We start from the raw sequence: 15673 nt of genomic DNA on the forward strand, positions 1-15673 counted from the left end.
GACCGCACGACCGCACGACCGCACGACCGCACGACCGCACGACCGCACGACCGCACGACCGCACCGAGGATCGGACCACGCTCGCCAGCGACCCGAACCCGCGCCCGTGTCGTGCCCCGCGCCCGAAGACCACAACACCCCGATTCCCCGGACGACGCTTCTTCCCCCACCCCTTCGGCGTCGTTCGGCACCGACCGTGGCGGAACCGACCACGACCCCCCGACCGGGGTCGGTTCCGCCACGGTCCCTCCTCGGTCTCCGCGCGCCAGTGCCACTACCTGGCGTGACCTCACTCTGATGATCGACACGTCCGGTTGAAACCCGTGTCGATTTCCCCACACCATCGTCCATCATGGACAGGACGCGACCTCCCGATCACGGATCGGGAAGTCCCGACGCGGGTTGTGCCGACACGTCCACGGTGCCGACACGGAGGTGCCTCTTGGCGTCCCATACTCACCGCGCCGAGGCCGAGTCAGCACTCGCCGCCTTCCGGCAGCACCTCGTGCTGCCTTCAGCACGCGGCGTCCCCTTAACGGCGCGCTAGCCGACACCGCCGCAGCGCGAAAACCGCACCGCGCCGACCACCACCGTCGCGCACCCCGCTCCGCCACCGACACCGAATCGCCGCCCCACCAACAACATCCCGCGCGATGCCGGCTCACCACAGCACCGCGAAACAACACCCGCGCACCCCGCCACCCCCACACCGCCCGCCCCGGACAGCTCGGCCAACTCACGCCGCCGCCCCACACCACTCAACCCACTCCACCGGCCCGCACCGCTCGCCCGCGCGGCCGCCAATCCACACCGCTCGACCCGCGCCACCGCGCGAACAACCACCACACCGCCTGAAGGGTCACCATGAACCGCCCCCGCTCCAACAAGTCCCACGCAGGTGAACACACCACGGCCGGCCCTCCGCTCCGCTTCCCCGCGTCGCTCCGGTTCGACCTCCCCGCCTCGTTCGTGCTCTTCCTCCTGGCCGTCCCGCTGTCCCTCGGCGTCGCGGCGGCCACGGGTGCGCCGCTCATCTCCGGACTCATCGCGTCCGTCGTGGGCGGCGTCGTCGCCGGACTGTTCGGCGGCGCTCCCCTCCAGGTCAGCGGTGCCGCGACCGGTGTCATGGTCGTCACGGCCGGACTGGTCCTCGACTACGGCTGGGCCGCCACGGCGGCGATCACCCTGGCCGCCGGCCTGGTGCAGATCGTCCTGGGTGTGACGAAGGTGGCCAGGCTGGCGCTGTCCCTGTCGCCCGCCGTGGTGCACGGGATGCTGGCGGGCATCGGCATCAGCATCGCCCTGGGGCAGCTGGTGATCGTGCTCGGCGGTCACGTCCACGCGACGACGCTGGCGAACCTCGCCGAACTGCCCGCGGAACTGCGCGGCTCCCACTTCGGCTCGGTCGTCGTGGGTGCCGTCGCCATCGCCGTGATGCTGATGTGGCGCAGGATCCCCCGCGCGGCCCTGGTGCCCGCCCCGCTGGCGGCGGTGCTGGCCGCGACCGCGACCGCCATCGCCCTCCGACTCGACGTGTCCACAGTGGACCTCCCCGACGCACCCCTGACCGACGTCGTCCTCCCCCGCCTGCCGGACGGCAGCGTCGGTGGCGTGGCGCTCGCGGTGGTGACCGTCGCGCTCGTGGCCAGCATGGAGTCGCTGCTGTCCGCCGTGGCGGTGGACAAGCTGCACGACGGCCCGCGCGCCGACCTGGACCGCGAACTCGTCGCGCAGGGCGCGGCGAACGCCGTGTCCGGCGCGCTCGGCGGCCTGCCGGTCAGCGGTGGCATCATCCGCGGTTCGGCGAACGTGGCCGCGGGCGCGCGCACGCGTGCCGCGACCGTCCTGCACGGCTTCTGGATCGTCGTCTTCGTGGTCGCCCTCGGCGGACTGCTGGAACTGATCCCCCTCGCGGGTCTGGCCGGTGTCCTCCTCGTGGTCGGTCTGCGCCTGGTGAGCCGCAACCGGGTGCGCAAGCTCGCCCAGCACGGCGAGATCACGCCCTACGTCGGCACGGTCGCGGGCGTGCTCGTGTTCGGCCTGGTGGAAGGCGTCCTGATCGGGATGGCCATCGCCGTGCTCAGGTCGCTGTACCGGTTGACCCACAGCACCGTGCGCGTCGACGAGGAGCCCGACGGCTGGCGGGTCTCGATCCGCGGCTCACTGGTGTTCCTCGGGGTGAGCAGGCTCGTGCGCGAACTCCGCCGCATCCCGCTGGGCAAGCGCGTCGTCCTGGAGCTGCACATCGACTTCATGGACCACGCCGCGTTCGAGGCGATCGACGACTGGCGCGGCGGCTACCAGCGGCTCGGCGGCCAGGTCGACGTCGACGAGGTGCACGACACCTGGTTCCGCAAGGCCATCGGCGGCAAGCCCGGTCTTCGCAAGACTCCCCCGTCTCCGCTGCCGCGCTGGTTCGCGCCGTGGTCGCACTGGCAGCGCACCCGCCCCGGCGACGCCGCCGACGTGGTGCTCCCGACGCAGCGCGGCGACACCGACCCGATGATCCGCGGCATGCACGAGTTCGAGCGGAACTCCGCGCCGCTGGTCCGCCCCTTCCTCGCCGAGCTGGCGGCACGCGGCCAACGCCCCCAGCAGCTGTTCATCACGTGCGCCGACTCGCGCGTGGTCCCGAACCTCATCACCAGCAGCGGCCCCGGCGACCTGTTCTGCGTCCGCAACATCGGCAACCTCGTCCCGGCCAGCGGCACCGAGGACTCGGTGGGCGCCGCGATCGAGTACGCCGTCGACGTGCTGGGGGTCGGCACGATCGCCGTCTGCGGCCACTCCCACTGCGGCGCGATGAGCGCGCTGGTCAACGGCGGCACCCGGCCCGGCACCGCGCTGACCTCGTGGCTGCGCCACGCCGACCCCAGCCTGATCCGCTTCCACGAACCCGCCGGGTCCCACGACCTGCCGGTCGTGGAACGGCTCAGCGTCGCCAACGTCGCCCAGCAGCTGGACAACCTCCTCACCTACCCCTCCGTGCGCGAAGCGGTCAACGCGGGCGCGCTCCGCCTGGTCGGCATGTACTTCGACATCTCCGCGGCCCGCGTCTACCTCGTGAACCCGGACCGCAACGCCCTGGAACCGCTCCGCACCCCCGCGAACCACTGACGTCGCGGGGATCGGGTCGCGCGGCGGGGAACCGGCGCGCGACCCACGGGGAACCGCCGGAAGCGCTGCGGCGCGCAGGCCGGGCGACGTGGCCCGGCCAGGGCGCGGTGGCGTGAGCGGGCGACGTGGTGCGGGCGGCGAAGGCTGCGGTGGGCATGGTCGAGACGGTACGGACGGGGTCTGACAATTTGTGAGCGGACCTACTCCGACCTGCGGTAGAGCGCCACGAGAACGCCGTGGACGGCCTCCTGGTCGCCCCCGTCCTCAGCCTCGTCGAGCAGGCGTTGCAGCTCGACGCCGAGCCGTTCGGCGGCGGAGGCCGTCAACCTCAGGTGGCGCAGCGAGACCAGCGGTTCCGACGCGCGGCTCACCTCGTGGGCCATCGCGGCGAACACGGCGGCGTTGTGCTCGGCCGGGGCCTCGTGGACCACGAGCTTGCGCGCGGTCCGCTGGTAGAGCTGCTCGGTGCCGCCGCGCACCTGGCGCGTCTCGGCGACCCTCACCATGCCCGCGTCGCGCAGCACCTTGAGGTGGTGCCCCACCGATCCCTTGTGGACGGCCAGCGCCGCGGCGAGTCCGCTGATCGTGGCGGGCTCCTGCCCCAGCGCGAACAGCAATCGTTGCCGCGTCGGGTGCGAGAGGGCCTTGAACTGCTCGGGGGTGCCGATCTCCAGGACTTCCCCAGGGGGCGGATCGCTCATGACGAAAGTGTCTAATTCTCTTGACGCTTTCGCAACCCCGACCCGAGACTGGGCTCATGGACACCGCCTCGATCGTCACGGAGATCCGCGCGCTCCTCGTGGAGCACTACGTCTTCCCGGAGGTCGCCGCCGAGCTGGACGCGGTGCTGCACAAGCGGAACACCGAGGGCGCCTACGCCTCCGCCGACACCGCGGAGGAACTGGGCAGGCTCGTCACGGCCGACCTCCAGTCCGTCAACGGCGACCGCCACCTGCGGCTCAAGCACCACACCGACGTGATCCCGGACGGCGACGACGCCGCGGCGATCCAGGAGATGACGAGGGAGGCCAAGCTCTCGCTCAACGGCGTGCCGCGGCTGCGCGCGCTGGACGGCGGGGTCGCGCACCTGGAGCTGGCACCGCTGCTGTTCCCGGTCGAGGTGTCCGGCGGAGCGGTCGCCGCCGCGCTCACCCTCGTGGCCGGAGCGGAGGCGCTGATCCTCGACCTGCGGGAGAACCGCGGCGGCGACCCGGCGACGGTGGCGCTGGTCTGCGGCTACCTGCTGGACGAGCCGACCCACCTGAACACGATGTACTTCCGCGACGGCGAGACCTACAGCCAGTCGTGGAGCCCCGCGCACGTGCCGGGCGAGCGGTTCGGCGGCACCAAGCCGATCTACGTGCTCACCAGCCCCCGCACGTTCTCCGGCGCCGAGGAACTGGCCTACGACCTGCAACAGCTCGGCCGCGCGACCGTCGTCGGCGAGCGGACCGGCGGGGGCGCGCACCCGCGGCGGGGGTTCAGGGTGCACCCGCACCTGGAGGCGACCGTCCCGACCGGGCGGGCGATCAACCCGGTGTCGGGCACCAACTGGGAACTGGTCGGCGTGGGCCCGGACATCGAGGTCCCCGCCGAGGACGCGCTGGACCGCGCGCTCCACGAGGCCCTGGCGCGATGAGGGGGCCCGCCGCGAACGACGGACCCCCTCCAACGGCCTAGGTCAGCAGGACTTGGTCCAGCTGCACTCCAGGTCCGTCCTGCGGTCCCCCTTGGTCGGGGCGGGCGCCTGGCGCTTCGACTGCACCTGCGGCTGGGCCTGACCGGCCTTGTCCGACGCGAGCCGGACGGCGATGGCGTCCTCGATGTCACGCGGCGGACCCGACACGAAGTCGTTCTGCATCAACGAGAACACCAGCTTGCGGCCGTCGGCGTTCGTGACGTAGCCGGACAGCGCCGTCACGCCCGTCATCGAGCCGGTCTTGGCGTGCAGGTTGTTCGCGGCGGCCGTGCCGCCCATGCGGTTGCGGAGCGTGCCGCCGACGAACCGGTCCTGCACGCCCGCGATCGGCAGCGCGCTGTACCAGTCCTGGAACCACGGCTTGCTGCGCGCCTTGCGCAGCACCGACACGAACAGGTCGGGCGAGAGCAGGTCCATCCTGGACAGTCCGGAGCCGTCGAACAGGTTCATCGTCAACGGGTTCGCGTCCAGGCCGGGCAGCGCCGCCTCCAGCGCGCTGATGCCCGCCGCCCAGGTGCCCTGGCCGGAGACCTTGCGGCCCATGGACTTGATGAGCGTCTCGGCGTGCAGGTTGTTGCTGAGCTTGAGGAACGGGATCAGCAGCTGGCGCAGGGTCATCGACTGGTGTTCGACCAGCACCTTCGCGGTCGAGGGCGCCGCGCGGAACTCGGTGCCGCCGGTGACGGTGATCCCGTGCGCCGCCAACGACTTGCGGAACAGGCCCGCGACGAGCGTGGTCGGGTCGTTCATCGAGATGTACTCGTAGTACGCCGCCGCACCGGGCGCGAGCGAGCCGCCGACGTTGACGACGTTCGTGCCGTGCGAGCGGTGCACGAAGACGCCGCTGTTGGTGCTGGTCGTGGCGTTGTTGCGGATCGTGAGGTCGACCGGCGGGATCAGGGTGACCTGCGCGGGCTGGCCCGCGGCGGCGCCGGGGCTCACCTTGACCGCGACCGAGCCGGAGTCGAAGTCGGTGTCCGGCGCGATGGTCAGCGCGGAGGTCTGCGCGCTGTAGTAGTACGGCTCGTCGTCCCACGCCCAGCCGGTGCCGAGCGGGATCGAGTCGAACCAGCTGTCGTCGGCCACCAGCGCGCCGCGCACCGTGCGCAGGCCGGTCGCGGCGAGCTTCGCCGCCAGGTCGTCGTAGTCGGCGGCGAGCATCGTCGGATCGCCGGTGCCGCGCAGGAACAGGTCGCCGACCAGCTCCGTGCCCTGGACGGTCGCGGACGAGCGCAGGTCGGTCGTCCAGCGGTGGTCGGGGCCGAGGGTGTCGAGCGCCGTGGCGGAGGTGATCAGCTTGGCCGTGGAACCGGGCTGGAAGCGGGTGTTGCCGGATCTGGTGTAGACGTTCTCGCCGGTGTCGGCGTCCTTCACCACCAGTCCCACGGTGGCTCCCACGAGGCGGGAGTCGGAGAGGATGCGGTCGAGGTCCGCGGCGAGCGGGTCGGCGTCCACCGCTGTCGCGGCACCGCCGGAGAGACCGAGCACGAGCGTCAGGGACGCGAGCAGGGCTAGCAGTCGTGGCCTTCGGATCATGAACCGATTGTGCCGCTACCCGGGGGGCGGGTGTCATGAGGGTCACTCACATCGCCACGGAACCTCCCCACCTCGTCCACACTCGGATCATGACGGGAACGCTCGTGGAGTTCGGTGGTCTGCCCGGCGCCTGGGGCTGGTCGGCTGCGAGTCCCAGCGGATGTATCGGCTGCGAGTTCCAGCGGGGTGTGGCCGATTTGACCTGGGGACCCCTCATTTGACCCTTTGTCGGGCCAAAACGGCAGGTGGTGAAGCTTGCCGCCCGACTAATTGCAAGGGTCAAATCCCCAAGTCAAATCGGCCACGTTCTCAAGCGGTGGCTGTCAGTTCCGTCGTGGTTTGGTTTTTTTCTTGCTCTTGTTGCTCTTGTTGTTGTTTGGTCAGGCGTCGACCTGGCTGCGGTCGCCGGACCAGAGGGTGTGGAAGCTGCCGTCGCGGTCGGTGCGGCGGTAGGTGTGGGCGCCGAAGAAGTCGCGCAGCCCCTGGATCAGGGCGGCGGGGAGGCGCTCCGAGCGCAGGCCGTCGTAGTAGGCCAGTGCGGAGACGAAGCCGGGGACCGGGACGCCTGCCTGGACGGCGCCCACGACCACTCGGCGCCAGGCCGCCTCGGCGTTCTGGACGGCTTCGCGGAAGTAGTCGTCCACGAGCAGGGACGCCAGTTCCGGGCTGCCGTCGTAGGCCTCGCGGATGCGGTCGAGGAAGCGGGCGCGGATGATGCAGCCGCCGCGCCAGATCGTGGCCATGGCGCCCAGGTCCAGGTCCCAGCCGTACTCCTTGCTGGCCGCGCGCATCTGGTCGAAGCCCTGGGCGTAGGCGACCACCTTGGACGCGTACAGCGCCTGGCGGACGTCGTCGACCAGGCCGTCGGTCACGGTCTTGGCCACCTCGGACGCGCCGAAGGCGTCGCGGACGGCCTTGCGCTGGTCCACGCGGCCCGACAGGGAGCGGGCGAAGACGGCCTCGGCGATGCCCGTGACGGGAACGCCCAGCTCCAGGGCCTCCTGGACGGTCCAGCGGCCGGTGCCCTTCTGCTCGGCCTCGTCGGCGATGACCTCGACGAGCGCCTTGCCGCTGTCGGCGTCCACGTGGGACAGCACGTCGGCGGTGATCTCGATGAGGTACGACTCCAGGTCGCCCTCGTTCCACTCGCGGAACACGTCGGCGATCTCGGCGGGCGTCTTGCCGCCCGCGCGCAGCAGCAGGTCGTAGGCCTCGGCGATGAGCTGCATGTCGGCGTACTCGATGCCGTTGTGCACCATCTTCACGAAGTGGCCCGCGCCGTCCGGTCCCACGTGGACGCAGCACGGGGTGCCGTCGACGACGGCCGCGATGCTCTCCAGCACCGGGCCGAGGTGGACGTAGGACTCCTTGGAGCCGCCGGGCATGATGCTGGGGCCGTTGAGCGCGCCCTCCTCGCCGCCGGAGATGCCCGCGCCGACGAAGTGCAGGCCCTTCTCGCGCAGCGCGGCTTCACGGCGGCGGGTGTCGGCGTAGTGGGCGTTGCCGCCGTCGATCACCATGTCGCCCTCGTCGAGCAGCGGCGTCAGCTCGTCGATCACCGCGTCGGTGGGCGCGCCCGCCTTGACCATGATGATGATCTGGCGGGGCTTCTGGAGGCTCGCGACGAGTTCTTCCGCGGTCTCGGCCGGGACGAAGTCACCCTCGTGGCCGTGCTGTTCGATCAGGAGCTTGGTCCTGCTGTAGGACCGGTTGTGGACGGCTACCCGGTGTCCGTGCCGGGCGAGGTTGCGGGCCAGGTTGCTGCCCATCACAGCGAGTCCGGTTACCGCGATCCGTGCCGTTGCCTCGGTTGTCATCTGCACAGCCTGCCTAAAATCCGGCCGCAGTGCGAGGGGACGAGCGTCATAGCGCCGTCACGCCGCCAGAACCGTGGCAGCCATGCCGATGAGGGTCGCGCCGCACAGCCGTTCGAACACCGGCCGGACCCCCGGCCTGGCCAGCACCACGGCCAGCCTCCCGGCCAGCGGCACCACCAGCGCCCAGAACGCGGCGAACACGCCGACGGTCACCGCCGACAGCAGCGCGGCCTGCGGCAGCGGCGGCGCGGACGGGTCCATGGCCTGCGGGATCAGGCTCAGGAACGTCAGCATGACCTTCGGGTTGAGCAGGTCGCACAGCACGCCCCTGAGGAACGCCGACCGGCCCGACACCGCCTTGGGGCTTGCCGTGAGCGTGCCGTTCCTGGCCGCGCGCAGCGTCATGACGCCGAGGTGGGCGAGGTAGAGGGCACCGACCACCTTGATCGCCAGCAGGGCCGCGGGCACGGCCACCACGAGCGCCGACACGCCGAGCGTGGCGAGGGCGCCGTGGACGAGCAGCCCGCACACGACGCCGAGCGCGGTGAGGGCGCCGAGCCGCACGCCGCGGACGGCGTTGCCGGTGACGAGGACGAAGTCCGGACCCGGCACGATCGCGATCACCGCGAGCGCGAGCAGGAAGGAAGTGAGGTGCACGCGGGGATCATCGGCTTCCGGTTCGGCGGGAAACCAGCGGAAACCTAGGATGTTCGGTTGTGAGAGAAACAGCCGAACTGGATTCGGTGGACTGGCGGATCCTGGAGGAGTTGCAGAACGACGCGACCCTCCCCAACCGCACCCTCGCCGAACTGGTCGGTCTGGCGCCGTCGAGCTGCCTGCAACGCGTGCGCCGCCTCCGCGAACTCGGTGTCATCACGGGCTTCCACGCCGTGGTGGACCCGCGCACCACCGGCCTGTCGCTGGAGGCCGTCGTCTCGGTCAACGTCCGCCCGCACACCCGGCCCGTCGTGGCCGCGTTCCGCCAGTTCCTGATGGCGCAGCCGGAAACGCGGTCGATCTTCCACGTGAGCGGGCAGGCGGACTTCCTGGTGCACATCGCGGTCACGGACAGCACGCACCTCCAGGCGTTCCTGATGGACAAGGTCGCGTCCAGGACGGAGGTGCGGAACCTCACCAGCTCGGTGGTGCTCGAACGGGTGGAGACCCGCGCCCTCACACCGCCGACGGGCGTGAAGGCGCGTCGGCGGCGGGTGGAGCCCTGACGCGGGTTTACCCCGCGGAGCGGTCGAACGCCCAGACCGAGACCTTCGCCTCCTCGGCCTGGACCAGCGGCAGCCACGACGGGTGCACCGGCAGCGAGGCCGTGGCGAGGCGGCGGGGTGCGCGGCGGAGGGTTTCCAGCGGCAGGACGTCGGCCGCGGTGGTGCGGACCTCGTGGCAGCGGGCGTGGTCGAGGACCAGGCGGAGGCCGTCCAAGCCGTCCCGACCGCCGCCGTCGTGCAGGTGGCGGTCCTCCGGTTCCACGGCGTCGAGCAGGTGCGACGGGCGTTGGGGCGGGTTGACGGCCAGCACGTCGGCGTCCAGGACGCCCAGCTGGGTGAAATCCGCCTGCCACAGCGACAGCCGGTCACGGGCCGAGGCGCCCAGCAGCCGTTCGACGTTGGCGGCCGTGTCGCGCAGCGCTGCCTCGTCGCGGTCCAGCGCGACGACGTGGGTCGCGCCCGCCGACAGGGCCGCGACGGTGATCAGACCGGCGCCGCACCCGGCGTCCAGGACGGTCCGGCCCCACACGTCGCTCAACGTCGACGCGAGCAGGCCGGAGAACTCCGTCGGGCGGTGCACACCGGGGCTCGCGGTGAGGGTGGTACCGAGCCGGTGCCACGCGGTCCAGGCGGCGCCGGGAAGGGGGACGTCGGTCACGAGACGACCCGCAGCAGCCCCTCCTGGACCACGGTGGCGACGAGCCTGCCGTCCTGGCTGAAGAACCTGCCGGTCGCGAGGCCGCGCCCTCCGGAGGCGCTGGGGGACGCGCAGTCGTAGAGGAACCACTCGTCGGCGCGGAACCGGCGGTGGAACCACATGGCGTGGTCGAGGCTCGCGCCGAGGACCTTGTCCGTGCCCCAGTAGACGCCGTGCTTGACCAGGATCGAGTCCAGCAGCGTCATGTCCGAGGCGTAGGCGAGCACGCAGACGTGCAGCAGGGCGTCGTCGCCGAGCTTGCCGTCCGCGCGCATCCACACCTGGCTGCGCGCCTCGCCCGGACCGTCCTCGCGGGACTCCCACGGCGGCTCGGTGACGTACCGGACGTCGATGGGCCTCGGCAGGCGCGTGTGGCCGAGCTGGTCGTGGTAGCTCTTGGACGCCTCGGCGTAGGTCGGCAGCGACTCGGGGTCCGGCACGTCCGGCATCGGCTCGGCGTGGTCCATGCCGGTCTCGTCCTTCTGGAACGAGGCGGACAGGGAGAAGATCGCCTTGCCGTGCTGGATGCCGACGACGCGCCTGGTCGTGAACGAGCGGCCGTCGCGGATGCGGTCGACCTCGTAGACGATCGGCACGGTCGGGTCACCGCCGCGGATGAAGTACGAGTGCAGCGAGTGCACGTGGCGCTCGGGCGGCACCGTCCGGCCCGCCGCGACGAGCGCTTGCCCCGCGACCTGCCCGCCGAACACCCGGACCGGGGATTCGGCGGGGCTCACGCCGCGGAAGATGTTCTCCTCGATGCGTTCGAGGTCGAGCAGCGCCACGAGCCGGTCGAGCACGGGCTGCCCGTGCGGGACCCCGTCGCTGTCCAACGGGGCGTCCTGGGCCGCGAAACGCGCGGCCGCGGCACGGGCAGCCTCTGTCAACGTCTTCTCCTAGGCGTGGTCGTCCTCGCCCAGGCGGTGCACCCGGATGAGGTTCGTGGAGCCTACGGTCCCCGGAGGGGAGCCTGCCACGACGACCACCAGGTCGCCCGCCTGGTAGCGGCCGATGTCGAGCATGGAGAGGTCCACCTGGCGGACCATCTCGTCCGTCGACTCCACCTTCGGCACCAGGAACGTCTCGGTGCCCCACGTCAGCGAGAGCTGCGCGCGGACCTCCTGCTCGGGCGTGAACGCGAGCAGCGGCAACGGGGTGTGCAGGCGGGCGAGCCGCCGCACGGTGTCGCCGGACTGGGTGAACGCGACCAGGGCCTTGGCGTTGAGGCGCTCGCCGATGTCGCGGGCCGCGTAGGAGATCACGCCGCGCTTGGTGCGCGGGACGTGCGTCAGCGGCGGCACGACGGTCGACTCGGTCTCGACGGCCACGATGATGCGGCTCATCGTCTGCACGGACTCGATGGCGTAGCGGCCGACGCTGGTCTCACCGGAGAGCATGAGGGCGTCGGCGCCGTCCAGCACCGCGTTCGCGACGTCGGACGTCTCGGCGCGGGTCGGGCGGGAGTTGGTGATCATCGAGTCGAGCATCTGGGTCGCCACGATGACCGGCTTGGCGTTCTCGCGGGCGATCTGGATCGCCCGCTTCTGCACCAGGGGCACGTGCTCCAGCGGCAGTTCGACGCCGAGGTCGCCGCGGGCGACCATGACGCCGTCGAAGGCCAGGACGATGGCCTCCAGGTTGTCCACGGCTTCCGGCTTCTCGATCTTCGCGATCACCGGGAGGCGCTTGCTGCCCACGCGGTCCATGACCTGGTGGACCAGGTCGATGTCGGCGGGCGAGCGGACGAAGGACAGCGCGATGAAGTCCACGCCGAGCGACAGCGCGAACTCGAGGTCCTCGACGTCCTTCTCGGACATGGCGGGCACGGAGACGTCCATGCCCGGCAGGGACAAGCCCTTGTTGTTGCTGACGGGACCGCCTTCGGTCACCTCGCAGACGACGTCCGGGCCCTCGACGTCGGTGACCACGAGGCCCACCTTGCCGTCGTCCACGAGCAGCCGGTCGCCGACCTTGGCGTCCTTGGCGAGTTCCTTGTAGGTGGTGGAGACCCGGTCGTGCGTGCCCGACACGTCCTCGACGGTCACGCGCACGATGTCACCGGTGCGCCATTCCACGGGACCGGCTGCGAACCGGCCCAGGCGGATCTTGGGGCCCTGGAGGTCCGCCAGGATGCCCACCGCACGCCCCGACTCGTTCGCGGCTGCGCGAACGGTGTCGTAGACCTGCTTGTGGTCGGCATGGCTGCCGTGGCTGAAGTTCATCCTCGCCACGTCCATACCGGCCGCTACGAGCTCGCGCACCTTCTCAGGGGACGAGGTAGCGGGGCCCATGGTACAGACGATCTTTGCGCGTCGACTCACGTTGGGAGAGGATAGTCCCCTTTACTGGACCGATCCCGAACTACCCGTCGGTAAGTTGCTCACAGGCACGATATTCAGGGGTAACACGGGGGACATAGGGGTGCTGGTGCGCAAATATCTTCCGTTCGTGGTCGCGATGTCGCTCAGCGTCATCGTGCTGTTCACCCCGGAGTCGGGCGTGCCGAGCTCACCGCCCGGCACGGACAAGGTCGTCCACTGCCTGCTGTTCGCCCTGCTCGCGTTCACCGGCCTGCTCGCCCGGCCGCGGTGGATCCTGCTCGCGCTCGTCGGCTACGCGGCGCTGTCCGAGGTGCTCCAGGAGCTGATCACCCCGCTCCACCGCAGCGGCGACGTCCTGGACGCGCTGACCGACGTCGTCGGCATCGGACTCGGGTGGGGCGTGGCGGTGCTCGTCGCGCGCCGGGTCAGCGCCAGGGCTTCTCGCTGACGCCCACGTGGTCGACGCACCACTCGTTGAACGCCTTCAGCTCCCGCCAGGACGTCAGGACGCGCTCGCCGCAGCCCGGCTCGTGCAGGGTGTCGTCCGGCGGCCACACCTTGGCCGCGTAGACCGTCCGGTGCTTGAGCAGTTCGAGCCTCGGGTGCTCCGGGTCGACGCCGCGGGGCTTGGTCTTGAGCCGGTCGCCCCGGACGTCCCAGCCGGACTTCTCCAGCTTCGCCAGGATCTTCTCCAGCTCGCGCCCGCGCCGGTCGTCGTCCACGGCCGTGCGGAACCGCGCGAGCTGGTCGGACGCCATCGCGAACGACCCGCCGCCGACCAGCAGCCCTTCGACGCCGACCTGGACGTAGAAGGCACCGCCGCCGCGACCCTGTTCGACGACACCGCCGCAATGCGTCTTGTAGGGCGTCTTGTCCTTGCTGAAACGAACGTCCCGGAAAGGCCGGAACACCTTGCCCTCGCCGAACTCCGGCGCGAGGTCCGCGAGCAGCGCCACCATCGGCGCGCGGACGTCCTGCTGGTAGGTGGCCTTGTTGGCCTCCCAGTACACCTTGGAGTTGTCCGCTTCCAAGCCGTCGAAGAAGTCGATCGCGTGTTCCCCGAATCCGCTGAATTCCACGCCGTACAGCTTACGTTCCCCCATTGGTGGCATATTCGTTCGGCGTGTCGGAATCACCTCTTCGGCGCCCGAGGGATGTGCATAATCAGCTGAGTGGCCAGGAGATCCGCGCTCGCGACGTGGTTGCACCAGCTCGACCCCGCCGACCTCGAGAAGATCCTCCTGCGCCGCGCGGACGCGGCCGAGACCCAGCCGCACACGCTGCGCAGGCTCGCCGACGAGCTCTCCGTCGTCTCCTCCGTCCGCCGCGCCGTGGACGCGCTCGACCAGGGCTGCCTCGACGTGCTGAACACCGCGCTGCACCTGGGCGAGGGCATGTCCGTGGAGGTGCTGGCGAAGGCGCTGCGGGTGGCGCGCCAGGACCGCGGCTTCACCCGCGCGCTGGCCAGGCTCCGGGAGTCCGCGCTGCTGTGGCCGATCGGCGAGGGGTGCCTGCGGACGATCGGCGGTCTGCGGCCGATCGACGCGCCGCCGGAGCGCATCACGCCCGCGCCGCCGCCCGCGCGGCGGTCGGACCGGGTGGGGACGTGCGTCGAGGACTCGGCCTCCGCCCCAGCGTCGTCCACTGTGGACGGCGTCACCCGGCTCGTCGAGCTGTGCGACGCCCAGGCCGTCGCGGTCCGGCGGTACGGCGGCGGCATCGGCATCCGGGAGCTGCGGCGGATGGCGTCGGTGCTGCACGCCGACGAGCAGCGGGTGCGGCTGTGGGTGGAGCTGGCCGTCCACGCGGAACTGCTGGCCGTGGAGGAACCGGACCGGCGGGCGCTGGTGAACGGCGGGGAGACGCCGCAGCACCTGCTGCCGTCGACGACGTCGGACGACTGGCGCGCGGCCCCGCCCGCGCGGCGGCTGGTCGACCTCGTGCGGGCGTGGCCGCGGATGAACTGGGCGCCCGCCACGGCGAAACCCCGGTCGGCGCTGGCCGACCAGGTGTCGGACCTCGGTGCCGCGATCCGAGCGGGCGTGCTGACCCGGTTCGCCGAGGAGCCGGACACGGTGGTGGTGAACGTCGGGGACGTGGTGGCCGAGCTGTCGTGGCGCGTGCCCGCCGTGCACAACACCGCGTGCACGGCCGCGGCGGTCGCCGAGGCCGAGGCGCTCGGGCTGGTGTCGCTGGGGTGCCTCACCGAGCTGGGGCGCGCGCTCCTGGTCGACGAGGGGGTGGAGGAGGCGGCCGACCGGCTGATCCCACCCGCCACCGGTGTCGCGCGGTTCCAGGCCGACCTGACCGCCGTGGTGAGCGGGCTGCCCACGGCGCCGCTGAGCGCGCTGCTGGACTCGGTCGCGGAGTCCGACGAGCGGGACACGGCGTCGGTGTGGCGGTTCTCCGCCGAGAGCGTGCGGCGGGCGCTGGACGGCGGGCGGGACGCGGACCGGTTGCTGGCCGAGCTGGCGGCGGTCGCGGAGAACGAGCTGCCGCAGCCGTTGACGCACCTGGTGCGGGACGTGGAGCGGCGGCACGGGCAGGTGACCGTCACCCCGGTGGCCTGCTGCGTGCGGACCGCGGATCCGGGGCTGTTCGACGAGATCGCGCAGCACCGGTCGCTGCGCTGCCTGGAGCTGGTCGTGCTGGGGCCGGGGGTGCTGGCCTCGTCGAAGTCCGCCGAGGAGACCCTGGACGCGCTGCGGGCGGCGGGGTACGCGCCCACGTCGTCCGACCCCGCGGGCGCCCCGATCATCGGCCGGGTGGAGCGGCGGCGGATCGTGCCCAACAGACCGAAGCCGGTGGCGGGTCGGCCGCACCGGCGCACACCGCTCACGCGGACGGAGGCGTCGCGGCTGGCGGCCGACCTGATCCAGCGGGAGCAGCCCGAACCACCACCCCCGCCCAAGCAGGCCGAGTCGCGGCGGATCAGCACGGCCAGGACGCTGCGGGACCAGTCGCTGTTCCTGCCGGACGCGGAGGTGGTCCTGCTGGCCGAGGCCCTGGTCGCGGGGACGTCGGTGGAGATCCAGGTGGCCAGCGGGCCGCGGCGGACGGTCGGGCACGTGATCACGCCGGTCGGGCACGCGTCCGGGAACCTGACGGCCACCACCGACGGCGGGCCGCGCGAGTTCCCCGTCAGCCACATCCGGTCGGTGCGGGCGCTCGGGTGATCCCCCGCGGTCAGCCGCCCACCTCGTCGAGGACGTCGAGCACCACGCCGGCTCGCCACCGTGGCGGTGAGGCACTGTCCGGCCGCG

13 protein-coding genes are annotated in these 15673 nt (G+C 71.6%); 5 read left to right on the forward strand and 8 right to left on the reverse strand.

Going from position 1 to position 15673, the window contains the following annotated elements; all coding sequences use genetic code 11:
- Nucleotides 1-864: 864 nt before the first annotated feature.
- A complete protein-coding gene (locus tag VFZ92_RS11365; protein WP_330875816.1) occupies nt 865-3117 on the forward strand; it encodes a SulP family inorganic anion transporter in 2253 nt (750 codons plus the stop codon).
- Between the two features lie 200 nt (nt 3118-3317).
- On the opposite strand, the gene VFZ92_RS11370 is transcribed toward VFZ92_RS11365, so the two are convergent.
- A complete protein-coding gene (locus VFZ92_RS11370; protein ID WP_330875817.1) occupies nt 3318-3818 on the reverse strand; it encodes a winged helix-turn-helix domain-containing protein in 501 nt (166 codons plus the stop codon).
- A gap of 56 nt (nt 3819-3874) precedes the next feature.
- Between VFZ92_RS11370 and VFZ92_RS11375 the strand changes: the two genes are divergently transcribed.
- Nucleotides 3875-4756: a S41 family peptidase gene (locus VFZ92_RS11375; protein ID WP_330875818.1), complete on the forward strand. Its 882-nt coding sequence runs from the start codon at nt 3875-3877 to the stop codon at nt 4754-4756.
- 42 nt (nt 4757-4798) lie between these two features.
- On the opposite strand, the gene dacB is transcribed toward VFZ92_RS11375, so the two are convergent.
- The 3 genes from dacB to VFZ92_RS11390 all read right to left on the reverse strand — a co-directional run bounded on the left by dacB (nt 4799) and on the right by VFZ92_RS11390 (nt 8826).
- Complete coding sequence (dacB, locus tag VFZ92_RS11380; protein WP_330875819.1) at nt 4799-6352, reverse strand: D-alanyl-D-alanine carboxypeptidase/D-alanyl-D-alanine endopeptidase; 1554 nt, start codon at nt 6350-6352, stop codon at nt 4799-4801.
- Nucleotides 6353-6732: 380 nt separating this feature from the next.
- A complete protein-coding gene (gndA, locus tag VFZ92_RS11385) occupies nt 6733-8169 on the reverse strand; it encodes an NADP-dependent phosphogluconate dehydrogenase (RefSeq protein WP_330875820.1) in 1437 nt (478 codons plus the stop codon).
- A 57-nt stretch (nt 8170-8226) separates the two neighbouring features.
- A complete protein-coding gene (locus tag VFZ92_RS11390) occupies nt 8227-8826 on the reverse strand; it encodes a LysE family translocator (RefSeq protein ID WP_330875821.1) in 600 nt (199 codons plus the stop codon).
- A 59-nt stretch (nt 8827-8885) separates the two neighbouring features.
- Here VFZ92_RS11390 and VFZ92_RS11395 point away from each other — a divergent pair, with 59 nt between their 5' ends.
- Nucleotides 8886-9392 carry an Lrp/AsnC family transcriptional regulator gene (locus VFZ92_RS11395; protein ID WP_330875822.1) on the forward strand — a complete coding sequence of 169 codons (507 nt, stop codon included), beginning with the start codon at nt 8886-8888 and terminating at the stop codon, nt 9390-9392.
- Between the two features lie 7 nt (nt 9393-9399).
- Here VFZ92_RS11395 and VFZ92_RS11400 read toward each other — a convergent pair whose 3' ends face one another.
- From VFZ92_RS11400 to pyk, 3 genes are read right to left on the reverse strand one after another with little or no spacing between them, the layout of a single operon-like run.
- Nucleotides 9400-10050, reverse strand: a complete 651-nt coding sequence (locus tag VFZ92_RS11400; RefSeq protein WP_330875823.1) for a 50S ribosomal protein L11 methyltransferase — start codon at nt 10048-10050, stop codon at nt 9400-9402.
- The gene (gene tesB / locus VFZ92_RS11405; RefSeq protein ID WP_414719867.1) at nt 10047-10976 is read right to left on the reverse strand and encodes an acyl-CoA thioesterase II; all 930 of its coding nucleotides are present in this window, start codon (nt 10974-10976) and stop codon (nt 10047-10049) included. The genes VFZ92_RS11400 and tesB overlap by 4 nt, the downstream gene beginning before the upstream one ends.
- A gap of 9 nt (nt 10977-10985) precedes the next feature.
- A complete protein-coding gene (pyk, locus tag VFZ92_RS11410) occupies nt 10986-12410 on the reverse strand; it encodes a pyruvate kinase (protein ID WP_330875824.1) in 1425 nt (474 codons plus the stop codon).
- 106 nt (nt 12411-12516) lie between these two features.
- Here pyk and VFZ92_RS11415 point away from each other — a divergent pair, with 106 nt between their 5' ends.
- Nucleotides 12517-12858: a VanZ family protein gene (locus VFZ92_RS11415; RefSeq protein WP_330875825.1), complete on the forward strand. Its 342-nt coding sequence runs from the start codon at nt 12517-12519 to the stop codon at nt 12856-12858.
- Here VFZ92_RS11415 and VFZ92_RS11420 read toward each other — a convergent pair.
- Nucleotides 12836-13489 (reverse strand): DUF2461 domain-containing protein, encoded by a 654-nt coding sequence (locus VFZ92_RS11420; protein ID WP_330875826.1) that lies wholly within the window; start codon nt 13487-13489, stop codon nt 12836-12838. The genes VFZ92_RS11415 and VFZ92_RS11420 overlap by 23 nt on opposite strands.
- A 93-nt stretch (nt 13490-13582) precedes the next feature.
- Between VFZ92_RS11420 and VFZ92_RS11425 the strand changes: the two genes are divergently transcribed.
- A complete protein-coding gene (locus tag VFZ92_RS11425; RefSeq protein WP_330875827.1) occupies nt 13583-15586 on the forward strand; it encodes a helicase-associated domain-containing protein in 2004 nt (667 codons plus the stop codon).
- The last annotated feature ends 87 nt before the right edge of the window (nt 15587-15673 follow it).

The organism is Umezawaea sp. (assembly GCF_036375055.1).
In the GTDB taxonomy this organism is placed as follows: domain Bacteria; phylum Actinomycetota; class Actinomycetes; order Mycobacteriales; family Pseudonocardiaceae; genus Umezawaea.